This is a genomic window from Stappia sp. WLB 29 (genome assembly GCF_023507705.1).
Taxonomy (GTDB): domain Bacteria; phylum Pseudomonadota; class Alphaproteobacteria; order Rhizobiales; family Stappiaceae; genus Stappia.
Map to the genome: position 1 here is coordinate 73,957 of NZ_JALBGD010000011.1, position 16,207 is coordinate 90,163.

Genomic DNA, 16,207 nt, shown 5'->3' on the forward strand with positions numbered 1-16,207 from the left:
CCACTGTCCGGGGGATCAGGAAATCTCGAGCCGGTGGGTCATTCGCGGGGAAGCGCTCACCGGCTGTCCTGACTGATATGGACCATGTCGCCTTACAGCCGCCTGTCGGCGGGATTAAGCTTTCGTAATGTTGCAGGAAAACAGTTGGCGTGGCCGCTCACGCCTCGCGGGTGACGATCGCGGCCCCGGCCTCGAGCGTGCGGTGCACCGGGCAGCGGTCGGCGATTTCCAGCAGGCGCGCACGGGTCTGCGCATCCAGATCGCCCTCGATGGCGATCCGCCGCTCGAACCGATCGATCCGCCCTTCCCTCGTGCGGTGTTCCTCGGTGCAGTCCAGGCAATCGGCGGCATGCACCTTGCCGTGGGTCACCGTTGCGGAGATCCGCTCGACCGCCAGTCCCTTGCGCTCGGCATACATGCGCAACGTCATCACCGTGCAGGCGCCGAGCGCCGCCGACAGGAAGCCGTAAGGGGACGGGCCGCTGTCGAGACCGCCGACCGCTTCCGGCTCGTCGGCGATCAGCCGATGCCGGCCGGACACCACCATCACCTGGAACTTGCCGAGCCCGGTCTCGCTCACCTCGACGCCCTTCGCCTCGGCCTGCGCCGTCTCTGAAGGCGTCTCGAGCGCCTTGCCGATATAGCGGGTGGCCCAGGCGGCGATGACGCCCGCCGCGTAGGCGGCATCGGCCGGATCGTTCAGCAGGTGATCGGCACTGTCCAGCGACACGAAGCTCTTGGGGTGCTTTGCCGCCACGAAGATCCGCGTCGCGTTGTCGATGCCGACGGTCTCGTCGCGCGGCGCATGCAGCACGAGCAGCGCCTTGTGCAGGTGAGAGACCCGCTCGCGCACATTCTGTTCGGCGATGTCGTCGAGGAACTGCTTCTCGATGGTGAAGCGTCGGCCCGCCAGCTCGACCTCCGCACGCCCTTGCGCGCGGATAAGCTCCAGATCGCCATGGAAGTTCTTGAGAACGTGATCCGCATCGGCGGGCGCTGCGATGGTCGCGACGGCGAGCGCTTCGGGAATCTCGTGCGCGGCCGCCAGCATCGCGGCTCCGCCCAGCGAGTGGCCGATCAGCAGCTTCGGGGCCTCATGGGTCTCGCGCAGGAAAGCTGCGGCCTTCAGGAGATCGCCCACGTTGGAAGAGAAGTTGGTGGAGGAGAAATCGCCGCCCGAACCGCCGAGCCCGGTGAAATCGAACCGCAGAACGGCGATACCCTCGCCGGTCAGCGCCTCGGCGATCCGCCGCCCCGCCGCCCCGTCCTTGGAGCAGGTGAAGCAGTGGGCGAACAGCGCATACGCGCGCACCGGCCCGCCCGGCAGGTCGAGCCGGGCGGAGAGCTCCGCGCCGTTATGGCCCTCGAAGGTCAGTCGGATTGGCTGTGCGGGCATGCGGCTCTCCGTTCGTTGGTCGCCTTCGTCGTTCGGAACGCGGGTCTCGTTCGAAGCCCGCGCCGACGCCCAACAGACCACGAAACCGGGAGCGGATCACGCCTGCTTGTCGCGGGAGAGGATCCGGTCCAGTTCGGCCTGCTCCTCGCCGCTCAGCCGCGTCGCGCCGCTGGCGGCGACGGGAGCGGCCCCGCGGCGGCGCCGGGCTCCGAGAAACAGCACCACGATGCCGATGAGCAGCGCCAGCGGCGCCAGGCCCCACAGCGCCACCGTCTGCAGCGACAGGCGCGGCTTCAGCAGCACGAACTCGCCGTAGCGGGCGACCAGGAAGTCGACCACCTCCGCATTCGTGTCGCCGGCGACGAGCCGCTCGCGCACCAGGATGCGCAGGTCCTTGGCGAGCGGCGCATCGCTGTCGTCGATGGACTGATTCTGGCAGACCATGCAGCGCAGTTCGGCGGACAGTTCCCGGGCGCGGTGTTCCAGCACCGGATCGTCGAGCACCTCGTCGGGCGCCACCGCATGGGCTGCCGGCAGGGCGGCAGCCAGCATGGCGAGCGCAAGGATCAGCCGTCGCAGGACCCGCATCATCAGTCGCCCCCCTGCCCGGCAGCCGCCATCTTGCGCCGCGCCGGCTTCGGTGCGCCGACCCGCAGCCTGCGGTCGAACAGCGACAGCACGCCACCGAAGCTCATCACCAGGCAGCCGATCCAGATCAAGGTCACCAGCGGCTTGTGATAGAGGCGGATGTCGGCGCCGCCGTCGGAATGCACCTCGCCGATGGAGACATAGACCTGCGACAGGCCGAAGGTGACGATGCCCGCCTCGGTCGTCGGCATCTGCCGAGCGGTGTAGAGGCGCTTGGCCGGATCGGCCACGGCCACCTGCCGGCCTTCGCGATAGATATCGAAATGGCCGACATCGTCGACATAGTTGGGGCCGGTGCGGCGCGCCAGTCCGGAGAAATTCAGCGTGTAATCGGCGATCTCCACGCTCTCGCCCGGCCGGATGGTCAGCACCTTCTCTTCCTGGAAGGCGGAAACGGCGACGACGCCGAGCAGCGTCAGGCCGATGCCCGCGTGACCGAAGGCCGTGCCCCAGGCGGACTTCGGCAGGCCGACGAGCCGGGCCAAACCCGTCGACAGGCCGACATCGCCGAAGCGGGCGCGCGACAGGATCTCGGCCACCGCAGCGCAGATCACCCAGACGGCAAGGCCGACGCCGAGCGCGGCGGGAACCCGGTCCGTGCCCTGCCACCAGGCGCTGACCAGGATCGCGACGAGCGCAAGACCGGCGACCGCGTAGAGCCGCTGGCCGACGGCGGCGAGATCGCCGCGCTTCCAGGCCAGGAACGGCCCGAACGGCATCGCCATCAGCAGCGGGATCATCAGCGGCCCGAAGGTCAGGTTGAAGAAGGGCGGTCCGACCGAGATCTTCTCGCCCGTCAGCACTTCCAGCACCAACGGATAGAGCGTGCCGACCAGAACGGCCGCGGTCGCCACCGTCAGCAGCAGGTTGTTCAGCACCAGCGCGCCCTCGCGGCTGACCGGTGCGAACAGACCGCCCTGCTTCAGCAGCGGCGCACGCCAGGCATAGAGCGCCAGCGAGCCGCCGATGAACAGCACGAGAATGCCGAGGATGAAGGTACCGCGTGCCGGATCGGTGGCGAAGGCATGCACGCTGGTCAGCACGCCGGAGCGCACCAGGAAGGTGCCGAGCAGCGACAGCGAGAAGGTGAGGATGGCAAGCAGCACCGTCCAGACTTTCAGCGCCCCGCGCTTTTCCATCACGATGGCGGAGTGCAGCAACGCCGTGCCGGCAAGCCAGGGCATGAAGGAGGCGTTCTCGACCGGATCCCAGAACCAGTAGCCGCCCCAGCCGAGCTCGTAATAGGCCCAGTAGGAGCCCATGGCGATGCCGAGCGTCAGGAACACCCAAGCGAGCAGCGTCCACGGCCGCACCCAGCGGGCCCAGGCGGCATCGACCCGGCCGAGGATCAGCGCGGCGATGGCGAAGGAGAAGACGATGGAAAAGCCGACATAGCCGACATAGAGCAGCGGCGGATGGACCGCGAGGCCGATATCCTGGAGGATCGGATTGAGGTCGTTGCCCTCCATCGGCGCCGGCGACGCACGCACGAACGGGTTGGACGTCGACAGCATGAACAGCAGGAAGGCGGCCGTCACCCAGCCCTGCACGCCCAGCGTCGCGGCCTTGAGCTCCATCGGGATGTTGCGGCCGAAGGCGGCGACCAGCGCGCCGAACAGCACCAGGATCAAAACCCACAGGAGCAGCGAGCCCTCGTGATTGCCCCAAACGCCGGTGATCTTGTAGAGGGTGGGCTTGGCCGAATGGGAGTTCTCGATCACGTTCACGACCGAGAAATCGGAGACCATGTAGGCCTGCATGAGGGCTGCGAAGGCGATGCCGACGAGCAGGAACTGCATGCCTGCGACGGGCGGCGCCACCGCCATCAGCCGGCGGTCGCTCGTGACCGCGCCCCAGACCGGCACGACGCTCTGCAGCGCCGACAGAACGAAGGCCAGAATCAGCGCGAAATGGCCGATCTCGATGATCATACCGGATCGTCTCCCTCAAATCGGCAGGCCGGAAGGCCCGCGCGCGGCCGGATCGCTGCCGGCTATTCCTCGCCCTGCCAGACGCCCTTGCCCTTGAGGGCTTCGGCGACTTCCTTGGGCATGTAGTTCTCGTCGTGCTTGGCCAGCACGTTGTCGGCGTGGAACCAGCCGTCGCCCTTCATCACGCCTTCGGTGACGACGCCCTGCCCCTCGCGGAACAGGTCCGGCAGCAGGCCGACATAGACGACCTTGACGCTTTCGACCGTGTCGGTCACGGCAAAACGCACCTCGGCATTGGCGCCGCGCTCGACGCTGCCCTCCTCGACGAGACCGCCGAGACGGATGCGCTGACCGTCCGGCAGCTGCTTGCCGACGATGTCGCTGGGGCTCTGGAAAAAGACGATCTGGTCGTTCAGCGCCACGAGGATCAGCCCGACCGCAACGGCGAGCACGCCGCCTGCGGCTGCGATCATCGTCATGCGTCTTTGCTTGCGGGTCATCTTGCTTCGTCCGTTCCCGTGGCTAACCAGGCCGTGCCGCTCAGGAGCCTTCGCCCAGCTCGCGGGCCAGGTCCCGAATGCCAGCGGCGGCAGTCGGGTCATCCTTCAGCGCCTCGCCGGCGCGCGCAATGACCTGGCGCAAACGCTCGCGCTCGCCGAGCACGTCCAGGGCGCGCATCAACTGCATCCATTCCTGGGCGCTGCCGCCGTCCGCGGCAAGTCGCGCGTCCAGCCCGTCGACCATCGAGCGGATCATCTGCTGGCGGTCGTCCGTGCTCAGCTCTTCCGCCGCCTCGATCTGCTCGCGCGACGGCCCGGCCACATCCGCTGCGGCCGGTGCCGGCGTCTCGACGCCGAGCTTGGCCAGCTCCATGCGCACGGCCTCGGCCCAGGCCTCGCCGCCCTGCGCATCGGCCAGCAGCGACTGCCAGGCGGCGATCGCCTCGTCCTTGCGGTTTTCCTGGGTCAGCGCCAGCGCCAGGAAGAAGCGCGGCTTCACCGCCTTCGCATCCATCGCCACCGCCCGTTCGAAGGCAGCATGCGCCTCGGCGCTGACGATACCGTTGTTGGCGACGACCAGCGCCTCGCCCCGGTCGGTCTCGCGCCGCACATCCGAGCCCAGCAGGCGGATGGCTCTCGCATAGGCGGCGGCCGCGTCCTGCGGCCGGCCCATGCGCATATAGACGGGCGCCACCACGTCCCAGCCGCGCCCGTCCTCGGGATTGTCGGCCAGATGCCGCTCGACGCGCGCCACCAGGTCCGGCAGCGAACGGCCCTGGGCAGGGTCCTCGAGTCGGGCAGACAGCGGCAAATCGGGAAGATCGGGGGAGCCGTACACGACATAGGCTCCCACGGCTGCGAGCGGCACCATGACGAGCGCGGCCGCCTGCACCAGGCGCAGCCGCGTGGCGCCGCCCTTGGCGGCAGCGTCCGCGGCGGCAGGCGCCGTTCCGCTGTCGCGTTGCGCCTCGCGATCGGCCGCGATCAGCCGGCGGGCGATCTCGGTCCGCGCGGCCTGCGCCGCTTCCTGCGAGATCAGGCCGCGGTCGAGGTCGCGGTCCACCTCGGCGAGCTGCGACTTGTAGACCTCGGCGTCGTGCAGGGCGGCGGCCGTTGCGGCGCCGCGTCCGGCACGGGCCAGCGGGACAAGCACGGCCAGCGCCGCCAGTACGGTGAGCAGGGAAAAGGCGATCCAAAGCGTCATGAAGGGGATATAGACCGTGCCTCGCGCATTTCCGCAAGTATTTGCGGCCTGTGACAGGCGGTCGCGCCGCCCCCGGCCTCTTCACGAAACCGTCAGCTGCCGCCCTGTCCCCGGCAGCTTCCTCAGGAGGCCGCCTGCCGCGTCTCCTGCTTGGGCTTGGGCTTGGGCGTCAGCGCGGCCTTGCGGCTGCGCCGCAACTGGTCTGCATAATCCTTGCCGTAGAACGCCTCGCACAGGTCGATGGCGATATCGACGGCGAGCAGGTGCGCCTTGCGGTCCTCCTCGCGCGCGGCGGCCAGCGAGGCGAGCAGCGAGCGGGTCTTGATGTCGAGCGACTGGTCCAGCGCATGGCGGGTGCGCGCGGTGATCTCGTTGACGGCAAGGTTCTCCGCCGCATCGCGCATCTTGTTGACCAGCATGATGCCGCGATGCGCCTCTTCCAGCAGCACCACATCCACCTCCGGCTCCGTGCCGGGCGCGACCTTCGGCACCACCAGCAGCCGGCGGATGCTGCCGGTCGCAGCTTCCAGTTCGCGCGCCACCAGCGCCGACAGCTGCCGCCGCGTCTCGGCGACCCGCTTGTGCCAGGCCGGCTTTTCCATCAGGTCGAACTGGCGGTCGAGCACCTTGACGATGCGGGTATAGGCGTCGATGGCGCCGGACAGCTTCAGGTTGGTGCAATCGCCGCAGCCGATGCCGGCGTATCGCTCGACTTCGGACAGGGCCATCTCGGCGAAGACCGAATAGCTGCTCTCGGAGATCTTGCGGATCGACATGGAGCCGGCGAGCGCAGCCGCGAGAGACAGCATCGATTCGGGCGCCTCGACCCGGCTGAGCACGACGGCCGCGATCAGCGCGCGTTCCTCGACGTGCCGGTCGGTCACCGCCTTGATGCGGGTCAGCGACGGGCTGCCCGGCTTGAAGTCCCATTCCGTCAGCCGCTCCGGCAGGCTTTCGCGCAGGGCCTCCAGCCAGGCGCCCTCCCGGAAGGCGGCGACGAGGTCCTCCACGTCGCGCAGCGCTCGTTCGCCCCCCACCAGCATGCTGATCTTCTGGTGCGCCCGGTCGTCCGCATGCGCCTCCGCCAGAGCCTTTTCCATCGGAGGAAGCACGTTGCGGCGGAGCGAAACGGCCTGCTCGATCACCTCGTCCGGCTCGGTCTCCAGACGGCGGCTGATCTCCAGCGCCACGCTGACCCTGTCGGGCGCGATGTCGCGAGCGATCCAGGTCCAGATCTGCGGCAGGCTCGAGCGGGTGATCCGGCCGCGCTCCTTGCTGGGCAGCATCTCGGTCACCAGCATATCCTCGACCGGTGCGAAGAACAGGCGCTGCAGCCAGTTCTCGCGCGGCTCGGCATCGAGCACGATGCCGGCGTCCGGACGCACCGCGCTGAGGCAAGCATCGAGAATCAGGTCGAGATGGGGATCGTCGGATCCGCGCGCGCGCGCGCCCTCCAGGCCGCGCAAGAGGGTCTGCACAGCGCGGGGCGACAAAGCTTGCAGATAGGATCGGATCTTTTCCGTCAAAAGGTGCCGGTCAGGCATCAGTCCGCGCTCGAACGAGTTCTGGGATCGTTGGCGGATGGTTTCAGAAAATGATTAATTGAATCTTCGCAATGGTCCGTATCCGGCTTCGCAGGCGGCGTCGGAACGGGCACGGAACGCAGCGTCTGCGGGCTTTCGCCCGAGCCCTGCAGCCCCGCTCAGGTGATCGGGAGCCAGCCGTCGTCGCCGCTGCGGCAGGCGGCGCCGCGCATGGAGCGCTCCACGCCCTCCACCGTCACCACGTGGGTGTAGTCGCGGCACAGGATATTGTTCACCTGATAGCTGGGACCGGTCACGACCCGGCCGCTGGTGCCGGAACTGCGGTTCTGCCACTGCACGGTCTCGCCGGTGCGGTTGGTGCCCAGCGCGCCGCGCAGCGCCGTCGCCGCGGCCCTACGGTCGGAGACCTCCAGCCCCTGCCCGGCTTCCGAGCGCAGCAGATCGGCCAGGACGACATCGGCCTCCGATTGCTGGACGGTCGGCGCGCTGAAGGCGCTGCCGAACAGGCTGCCGCCGACCACGACGGGCCCGGCACCGACGTTTCCGCCGGTGCTGCAGGCGCCAGCCACGGCAGCCAGGGCTACAGCAATGGCGAGTTTCAAGGCGTTCATCCGCGCTTGCCCTCGTGTCGTCCCTCTTGATCCGGCTCCTTTGCGGATCGCACGGAAGCCGAAGCGGCGGCGCGCAGGCGCCGCGGTGAGCCTAAACGTCCGGGCTGAATTCGCCAACTGGGAGGAAGGGTCGGCCCGAAATCCAGCATCAGACGTTACACGCATTTGTGGCCGAACTGCGTCCATGCAAGGAGCCTCCCCCGCCTTCGCGCAAGCCTCAGATCGCCGGCAGCACCAGCCGCGCGACGAGCCCGCCGCCGCCCGGCCCGCGGTCCCGCGCCAGCGCCAGGTCGCCGCCATACAGGCCCGCCAGATCGACGACGATGGACAGGCCGAGGCCGGTGCCGGGAACCGTCTCGTCGAGCCGCCGGCCGCGCATCAGCGCCTCCGCCATTTCGCTCTCGCCCAGACCCGGCCCGTCGTCGGCAATGGCGATCACGATGCGCTCGCCCGTCTCTGCGCCGCCGAGCGCGGCAACGCTGACCCGCACCCGGGACGAGGCCCACTTGCAGGCATTGTCGATGAGATTGCCGGCCATCTCTTCCAGGTCCTGCTCCTCACCGCGGAAGCGCAGCCGCGTCTTCATGTCGAGGGAGATGTCGATGTTCCGGTCGCGGTGGATGCGTGTCATCGCCCGGATCAGGCGCGCCAGCACCGGCTCCACCTCGCAGGACACGCCGATCACCCTGCGCTGCGCCGCCATGCGGGCGCGCTCCAGATGGTGATGCACCTGCGAGCGCATGACCTCGGCCTGTTCGGCCACTTTCGGAGCGAAGGGCGCGTCCTGCCCGCGCACCTCGTTGAGAATGACGCTGAGCGGCGTCTTCAGCGCATGGGCGAGATTGCCGACATGGGTGCGCGCGCGCTCCACCACCTCGCGGTTGGAGCGCACCAGCGCGTTGAGTTCCACCGCCACCGGCTTCAGTTCGGGCGGCAGGTTCTCGTCCACCGTCTGGGCATCGCCCCGCCGCACCGCCGCCAGCGAGGCGCTGAGCGTCGCCAGCGGGCGCAGGCCGACACGCACCTGCAGAAAGATCGCACCGACGAGGCCGAGGCCCAGCACCAGCAGCGTCAGCGCCACCTGGCCGGCGAAATCGCCCTCGCGTTCGCGCAGTTCCGCCGTCTCGCCGGCGACCGCGATCCGATAGGCCGCGGCCTCGCCGAAGATGATGGTCTGCTGCAACACGCGCAGCTCCGCATTGCGGGGTCCGGAAATCACCGAGCGCAGGATGACGCCCGGCTGCGGCTCTTCCAGCTGCAACCGGTCGCCCAGCAGCGACATGGAGGAGAACAGCACCTCGCCGGTCTCCGCCTTCATCACCAGCCAGTACCAGCCGGAGGCCGGCAGGTCGAAGCGGGGATCGCCGAGATTGCCCGGCTCGGCCGGATCGCTCGGCGTGCCGGCGGCCATCTCGCCGATGATCGCCTTGAGATAGACGTCGAGGCGGGCGTCGAACTCGCGCTCGCTCGCTTCCCGGTACATGGCGACGAGCACGAAGCCGGTGACCAGCAGCGCCACCAGCGACCACAGGGCCGCCACCAGGATAAGCCGTGTCGCGATGGAGCGCTGGCGCGCCGGGCGCGCGGTCGTTTCCGTTTCGCCGGAACTCCGCCCGGAAGCTTCCCCGCTATCAGGCATCCGTCTCGCCGATCCGGTAGCCGAGGCCGCGCACCGTCTCGATCAGGTCGCTGTCGAGCTTCTTGCGCAGCCGTCCGACGAACACCTCGATCGTGTTGGAATCGCGGTCGAAATCCTGGTCGTAGAGATGTTCGATCAGCTCGGTGCGCGAGACCACGCGGCCCTTGTGATGCATCAGGTAGGAGATCAGGCGGAATTCGTGCGAGGTCAGCTTGATCGTCGCCCCGTCCTTGGTCACCTTGCCGGCGCGGATATCGAGGCGGAAGGGACCGACGCTGATTTCGTTGCTGGCGTGGCCGGCCGCCCGGCGCAGCAGGGCCCGCAGCCGCGCCACCACCTCCTCCATGTGGAAGGGCTTGGCGACATAGTCGTCGGCGCCCGCGTCGATGCCGGCAACCTTGTCCGACCAGCGGTCGCGGGCCGTGAGGATCAGCACCGGCATGTCGCGCCCGTCGCGGCGCCAGCGTTCCAGCACCGACAGCCCGTCGAGCACCGGCAGGCCGAGATCCAGCACCACCGCGTCATAGGGTTCCGTGTCGCCGAGGAAATGCCCTTCCTCGCCGTCGAAGGCGGTGTCGACCACATAGCCCGCCTCGCCCAGCGCCTCGGCCAGCTGGCGGTTGAGGTCCTTGTCGTCTTCCACAACGAGCAGTCTCATGGTCGGGCCTGTTCCTCAAACCTTGTCGTTTCGCATCCGCGCTACCCTTCAGCGCAGCACCTGTCCCGAGCGGGCGTCGATGACGCGCTCCTTCACCCGTCCGCCGTCGAGCACCGACAGCACATAGACGAGCCGGCCGCCCTGGCGGCACAGTTCGGCGCGCACGATCTCGCCGCCGGCGCGTCCGGCAATGCTGCCGAGCGGGCGCGCTTCGCCCGCCTGCACCGCCTGACGGGCCTCGGGCTGGCTCAGGCACTGGGCTTGCGCCGCCGCCGGAGCGAGGAGAGCAAGCACCGTCGCCAGCACCAATGCGGCGCGTCGGGACGTCTTGCGGAGTTGTAGCTGCCTGACCATGCGCGATCCATACCGTGAACCGCCTGAATAGCACATGAACGCAAGATGCAGGACCTGCACGGGAAACGCCGCTCACCCCGTTTTTCCGCCGCGCAGATTGCGCGCGATGCCTTTCGCGCCGTCGACGAGAAACAGCGACAGCACGATGCCGCCCGCCCACTCATCCAGCGGGGCCGGCAGCGCCGAAACGTTCCAGGAAAAGCCGAAGATCGAATCGGCGATCACCGCCGTCCACCACACGCCCAGCGGCAGCACGAAGACCAGCCGGCCGATCCGCCCGGCCGACAGCAGGGTGCCCTGCTCGGCGATCAGCACCTTGCGGGCCTCGGCCCGTGCCGCGATCTCGGCGCGGATCTCCTGCGCCGCCAGTTCCGCGGCAAGGTCCCCCTGCCGCTCCTTCGCCGACAGGCGCCGCTCCATCAGGGAGACCAGCGCGCTCAGCAGCGGCCCGGCGAGAAAGGCGAGCAGCGCGCTCATCGTCCGCCCTCCTGCGGGTTCTTGCTTCCGCACCAGCCGGCCGGTCCGCGCGTCAGATGGCGCAGCGCGATGTTGGCGAGGTTGACGGCCACCACCAGCCACAGCGCCTCGCGCGGGCCGAGCGCGGCGGCCCAGTCGACACCGGCGAGAAAGCCGGCCATCTCGGCGGCGATCACCGCAAGGCCGGTCGCAAGATTGAGGGCAAGGGTTCTCCATCCGCGCATCGCGGTCTCCTTCTCGCAAAGTGTCGGGGGAAACAATTCAGCGCCGGTCCAGCCGGTCCAATAGCGCCCGCACCAGGTCTGCAAGGCGCGCCAGCAGGCCGCCGGGCGCCGCCGGCGCCTTGGCGGGCGTCACCGGGGCCGCAACCCCGTCGCCATAGTCGCCGGTCAGCAGCAGCCGCGCCTCTTCCTGGCGCCGGCGCACGAGCCCGGCGAGCCTGCGTCCGCCGGCGGTGTTGTAGTTGGCGGCAAGGATGTCGGCCGCCCCGCTCACGTCGCCGGCCTTGAGCGCGGTCGCCCAGCGCCACTGCAGCGCGCGCGGGCCGAGATTGAAGGCGACCGAGCAGGCCGCGTCGTGCCGGTGCTGCGGCAGCTCGCCCAGTGCCTTCGTCACCTCGCGTCCGTATTCCTCGTCGATCAGCCGGCGCAACAGGCGATCGGCCTCGGCGCGCGAGATCCGGTCGCCGGGCGCGAGCGGCCGGCCATGCGCCCTGCGCCAGCTCTCCGCAAAGATGCGGCTGCCCATGGTGAAACCGTAGCCGATGGTCAGCACGCCGACCGGATCGCGATAGGCGCTCGCGACAAATCCCTCGTGCCTGGCGACAAAGGCTAGGCCACGTTCGCTCACCTTCATGGGTCTCTCCCGTGCGTCGATGAAATCAGGGTTCCAGCTCGAAGAGGCCCGCGAGCCCCGGGCCGACGCTCGCCGAGACCTGCCGCACCCTCAGCCGGAACAGCGTCTGTGGCCCGCCGAACGCGGCCGTCTCCTGCGCCTCCGTCAGCACCGCCTCGGGGCTCGCCACCGTCGCCGACCACCGGGCGATGCCTCCTTCGTCCAGCAGTTCGGCGAGATACTCCTCGCGCTCCTCACCGAGCGGCACGTCGCCCTCGCGCCAGCCGTCGCCGCCGATGCGCGTGCGGCGGATCCAGTCGAACCGCACCTCGCCCCCAGCAAGCCGTCTCGCGCGCCCATGCACCGGTGCGAAGGGCAGAAGCCCGCGCGCGGTTGCGGTATGGGCGAGATCGACGCGGGCGAGGCTGTCGAGCGCATGTCCCGCCGGCAGCGCCGCATAGGAAAAGCCGATGCCGATCTCGTCGAGGGTCAGCGGCAGCGGCAACAGCGCGTCGTCGATCAGCACCACCCGGCTGCCGGCCGGCGTCGGGGCGCGCGCCGCCTCTTCCGTTCCCTGCTGGCCGCGCAGCAGCATCGACAGGCGGTAGCGGCGCGGGCCGACCAACTCGGCGCCGGCGAATTGCAGCACCTCCAGCCCGCCGGCCCCGCCCAGCACCGCCAGCGCATTGGCGCCGGACAGCACCGCCTCCTCGCTCGCCGAGGACAGCGTGCCGCCGGAAATCTCCACCACCGGCCGGCTGCCCCGGTCCCAGACCGCCACCGGCCCCGATGGCAACTCGTTCACCAGCGTGCCGATCAGCGCCGGACTCTCGGCCCGTGCATGGCGCATCGGCGACAGGCCGTCGCGCCAGCGATAGACGTCGACCGCTCCCGGCCAGGGCGCGCCGAACACCGCAAGGCGCGGGGCCTGCGGCGCGCTGTCGCCGGGCAGCGGCGGCAGGTCGAGGATCACCGCCTCCACCCCGCCGGCCGTCGCGGTGATGCTGCGCGGACGCGCCTCGCCGCCGATGGCGCGGGCAGCGCTCGGCGGCGGCCGGCGCACCACCCTGCCGGTCAGCCGGCGTCCCTCCGCCTCCTCCACGCCGTCGATGCGGATGTCGAGCGCCTCCTCGCGCCCCAGCAGCGGATCGGCCGAAAGCCGCACCACGTCGCCGGGCTCCGGCCCCAGCCGCCCCGGCGGCAGCGCCAGCTGCGCTTCCTCGCGCTCGTTCCAGCGCCGCATCAGCAGCCGGTCGGCAAGTCCCGCCGCCAGCGCCGGATCCAGCGCCGCACCGAGATCCAGTTCCTCCACCCGAGCGCCGTGCCCCTCGATCCGGCGGGAGGAGACGACGAAGCGCCGGTGCTCGCGGGTCGCATCGCGCGCGGCAATGCGCACCTCCGCCGGCAGGTCCGCCGTTTCGCTCCGCCGCAGCGACAGCGCCGGCCGGTCGGCATCGCCGGCCAGGATCCCGCCCGCATCCAGCTCCGTGACGGCCGGCGACCACGCCGGCAGCACGGCCAATGCCTCGCCTCTGTCGACGGCGACCGCGCCATGCGCCTCGATCAGCGGCGCCAGCACGTCGCGCGGCGCCACCGGTCCGGCCAGCGCGATCCCGTCCAGCGTGCCGGAAAGGCCACCGAGCCGGATCAGATCGTCCGGCAGGCCGAAATCGGCGGCAATCGCCCGCACCAGTCCGGCCAGGGACAGCCCGCCCAGCCGGCCGTTCAGCCAGTGGCCGGCGCGCCAGTTGCTGCCGTCGGCCCACAGGTCCGTTGCCGTCGGAAAGGCCGGAAAGGGCCGCGCATCCCAGGCCCACAGGTGGATGCGCGCCGGATCGACCATCGCGCCGCCATAGAGCGGCGAGACCGGGTTGTCGCCGGGGCCGAGCTGCGGATGCCAGCCCGACCAGCGGCCGATCACCGCCTCCAGCGCCCGGCGCTGGATCAGGTCGTCGCGCCCGCCGTCGGAGAAGCGCGGCCAGGCGGATTCGGAGGATTTCGCATCGAAGAAGACATTGGGCTGGTTGGCGCCGCGGCTGATCGCCGGCACGCCCAGTTCCGTCAGCCAGATCGGCTTGGACTGCGGCACCCAGGGTGTCGGCGCCCCGGTCTCCGCATCGGCGACCCGCTCCACATGCGGGTTCGACCACCAGCCCTTCAGGTCCTTGGCGCGGTACACCCAGGGCTTGCCATGCGCCCCGTCGCTGATAGGGGAGCGCAAGCCGGCGCGCCGGTCCGCCTCGCTCGCATAGTACCAGTCGTAGTCCTCGCCGCCCTCGACCGCGCCGGCCAGCGCCGCGATGTCGTAGGGGTCGACAGTGCCGTCCGGGTCGCCATCCTCGCGCTGGTCGGCGAGCGGAAAATACGCATCGATGCCCACCGCATCGATCTGCGGATCGGCCCACAGCGGATCGAGCGGAAAGCGCAGCTCGCCGCCTTCGCGCTGGTAGCCGCCATATTCGCTCCAGTCCGCCGCATAGGTGATCGCAGCAAGGGGGAGCAGCGCGCGCACCTCCCCGGCCAGCTGGCGCAGCACCTCGACGAAGGGGAAGCTGCCGGGCGCGTCGCAAAGCCGCGTCAGGCCGCGCATTTCCGAGCCGATCAGGAAGGCATCGACGCCGCCGGCCGCCTTGGCGAGCGCGGCGTGATGCAGCACGAAGCGGCGATAGCTCCACTCGTTGGGGCCGAGATAGCTCACCCCGTCGCCGGAGGGCGAAAACTGCCCCGCATGGGCCGTGCCGGCAAAGGCGGCGATCTCGCCCCCCGCCGCCGCCGTGCCGTCCGGCGAGCCGTCGAGGCCGGGCGCCAGCGCGCCGGTGACGCGCCCGCGCCAGGGATGCGGCGCCTGTTCCGCCCCGCCGTAAGGATCGGGCCGGCCGTTGCCGGGCGGCACGTCCATCAGCAGGAAGGGATAGAGCGCGACCTTCAGCCCGCGCGCCTTCAGGTCGCGGATCGCCCGCACCACGCTCGCATCCGACGGCGTGCCGCCATAGGCGGGCAGGCCCTCGTGCCGGCTCACCTCCTCGGCGACCGCGCCGGAGAGGCCGGCGACCCGCCATGTGGCGCCGCGCGTCTGGCGGCCGCGCGTTTCCACCTTGGGGCGGATCGTGCAGTGGCCGGCGCGCAGGTCGTCGCCGAACCATGCCGTCACCAGCGCCACCTGTTCCAGGTTCGGGCACAGCGCCTGCAATTCGTCGAGCGAGGCGGACCAGTTGCTCGGCGCATGGGAGACGTGCCGGTTGGCGCGTTCGGAGACGCCCGGCCGCACCGTCCATGTCACTTCCGCCGGCTCGTAGACGAATTCGCCCGCGCCGGGGATGATCGTCACCGCCCGCACCATCTCCTCCAGCGGCTCCACAGTGCGCACCACCTCGAAGGTCAGCTGCGGCAGCCGGTCGCCGAATTCCTCCAGCGGCAGCCGCTCGAACACCGCATAGGCGGTGCCACGATAGGCGGGCGTCGCCTCCTGCAGCGCCGCGATCAGCGGGTCGGGCGGCTGGTCGGCCTCGCCCTTGTAGAGCCGCCAGGTCACGCCGGTCAGTTCCATCGGCTTGCCGTCCGCCCAGATCGCCCCGACATGGGAGATCGGCCCCTGGCACAGCGCCACGGCGAAGCTTGCGTGATAGCGGTAGCTGCGCACCCGCGTGCTGCCGCCGCCGCCCTTACCGCCGGTGGTTTCCTCGCGCACCTCCTCCTCGAAGCGGGTCGCCCAGATCACCTGTCCGGCAAGCCGCACCCGGCCATAGACCAGCGGCAGCGGCGCCCCCTCCGCCGAGGACTGCACGGAAAGATCCGACAGCCGCCGCCCCTCGATGGTGCGGGTCTGGCCGAACAGCCGCTGGTCGAGCGCATGGCCCGCCAGCGCGCCGGCCGCCTGGCCGAGGATCGCGCCGGTGCTGCCGAGAAAGGCCGCGCCCAGCGCCTGGCCGGCGGCCGCCAGAACGAGCGTTGCCATCAGCGCGCTCCCGGAAAGGCGAAGACGGCGGCGATCCGCCGCCGCCAGGCCGGCACCAGGGGGCTTTCGGAGACCGACAGGCCCTCATAGGCGTGGATCATCGCAGGCGCCGTGCCGGTGAGGTCCGTCGAGAGGAAGCCCGCATGCTTCACCGGCGCCCCGTCGCGCCAGCGGAACAGCAGCACGTCGCCCGGCCGCGCCTCGGCGAGGCTGCGCTCCTCCATGTGGCGGCGCGCGGCGGCGAGCAGCGTCTCGCGCGCATCCGCCTCGGCCCAGTCGCGGCTATAGGGGGGCGGTGCCTCCGGCTCCGTGCCGTGGATCGCCCGCCACACCCCGCGCACCAGGCCCAGGCAATCGCAGCCCGCGCCCCGGCAGCTGCCCTGATGGCGATAGGGCGTGCCGATCCAGCGCCGCGCCTCGCAAAGGATGTCGCTTCGCAGCACCATGACGTGCCTC

The 16,207-nt window shown here is 70.3% G+C and carries 15 protein-coding genes; all 15 read right to left on the reverse strand.

Annotated elements, in window-relative coordinates:
- Nucleotides 1–157: 157 nt before the first annotated feature.
- Complete coding sequence (locus MNI96_RS18580) at nt 158–1,396, reverse strand: bifunctional alpha/beta hydrolase/OsmC family protein (protein ID WP_249695596.1); 1,239 nt, start codon at nt 1,394–1,396, stop codon at nt 158–160.
- Nucleotides 1,397–1,492: 96 nt separating this feature from the next.
- Nucleotides 1,493–1,987: a cytochrome c-type biogenesis protein gene (locus tag MNI96_RS18585; protein ID WP_249695598.1), complete on the reverse strand. Its 495-nt coding sequence runs from the start codon at nt 1,985–1,987 to the stop codon at nt 1,493–1,495.
- Entirely contained in the window at nt 1,987–3,975 is a 1,989-nt protein-coding gene (locus MNI96_RS18590) for a heme lyase CcmF/NrfE family subunit (protein ID WP_249695600.1), read from the reverse strand. The genes MNI96_RS18585 and MNI96_RS18590 overlap by 1 nt, the downstream gene beginning before the upstream one ends.
- Nucleotides 3,976–4,037: 62 nt before the next feature.
- The gene (ccmE, locus tag MNI96_RS18595) at nt 4,038–4,475 is read right to left on the reverse strand and encodes a cytochrome c maturation protein CcmE (protein WP_249695602.1); all 438 of its coding nucleotides are present in this window, start codon (nt 4,473–4,475) and stop codon (nt 4,038–4,040) included.
- A gap of 40 nt (nt 4,476–4,515) precedes the next feature.
- Nucleotides 4,516–5,679 (reverse strand): c-type cytochrome biogenesis protein CcmI, encoded by a 1,164-nt coding sequence (gene ccmI, locus MNI96_RS18600; protein ID WP_249695604.1) that lies wholly within the window; start codon nt 5,677–5,679, stop codon nt 4,516–4,518.
- Nucleotides 5,680–5,801: 122 nt separating this feature from the next.
- Nucleotides 5,802–7,145 carry a hypothetical protein gene (locus MNI96_RS18605; protein ID WP_249695605.1) on the reverse strand — a complete coding sequence of 448 codons (1,344 nt, stop codon included), beginning with the start codon at nt 7,143–7,145 and terminating at the stop codon, nt 5,802–5,804.
- Nucleotides 7,146–7,381: 236 nt separating this feature from the next.
- Entirely contained in the window at nt 7,382–7,834 is a 453-nt protein-coding gene (locus MNI96_RS18610; RefSeq protein WP_249695607.1) for an RT0821/Lpp0805 family surface protein, read from the reverse strand.
- Nucleotides 7,835–8,051: 217 nt separating this feature from the next.
- Nucleotides 8,052–9,473, reverse strand: coding sequence for an ATP-binding protein (locus tag MNI96_RS18615; protein WP_249695609.1), 1,422 nt, complete (start codon nt 9,471–9,473; stop codon nt 8,052–8,054).
- The gene (locus MNI96_RS18620; protein WP_249695611.1) at nt 9,466–10,131 is read right to left on the reverse strand and encodes a response regulator transcription factor; all 666 of its coding nucleotides are present in this window, start codon (nt 10,129–10,131) and stop codon (nt 9,466–9,468) included. The genes MNI96_RS18615 and MNI96_RS18620 overlap by 8 nt, the downstream gene beginning before the upstream one ends.
- 48 nt (nt 10,132–10,179) lie before the next feature.
- Nucleotides 10,180–10,485, reverse strand: coding sequence for a PepSY domain-containing protein (locus tag MNI96_RS18625; protein ID WP_249695613.1), 306 nt, complete (start codon nt 10,483–10,485; stop codon nt 10,180–10,182).
- Between the two features lie 72 nt (nt 10,486–10,557).
- Nucleotides 10,558–10,962: a hypothetical protein gene (locus MNI96_RS18630; RefSeq protein WP_249695615.1), complete on the reverse strand. Its 405-nt coding sequence runs from the start codon at nt 10,960–10,962 to the stop codon at nt 10,558–10,560.
- Nucleotides 10,959–11,186 carry a hypothetical protein gene (locus MNI96_RS18635; RefSeq protein ID WP_249695618.1) on the reverse strand — a complete coding sequence of 76 codons (228 nt, stop codon included), beginning with the start codon at nt 11,184–11,186 and terminating at the stop codon, nt 10,959–10,961. Before MNI96_RS18635 ends, MNI96_RS18630 begins: the two co-directional genes overlap by 4 nt.
- A gap of 37 nt (nt 11,187–11,223) precedes the next feature.
- Nucleotides 11,224–11,817, reverse strand: a complete 594-nt coding sequence (locus MNI96_RS18640; RefSeq protein ID WP_249695620.1) for a lysozyme — start codon at nt 11,815–11,817, stop codon at nt 11,224–11,226.
- 25 nt (nt 11,818–11,842) lie between these two features.
- A complete protein-coding gene (locus tag MNI96_RS18645) occupies nt 11,843–15,751 on the reverse strand; it encodes a baseplate multidomain protein megatron (protein WP_249695621.1) in 3,909 nt (1,302 codons plus the stop codon).
- On the reverse strand, nt 15,751–16,197 hold the full coding sequence (locus MNI96_RS18650) for an NlpC/P60 family protein (protein ID WP_249695623.1): 447 nt from the start codon (nt 16,195–16,197) through the stop codon (nt 15,751–15,753). The genes MNI96_RS18645 and MNI96_RS18650 overlap by 1 nt, the downstream gene beginning before the upstream one ends.
- Nucleotides 16,198–16,207 lie beyond the last annotated feature (10 nt).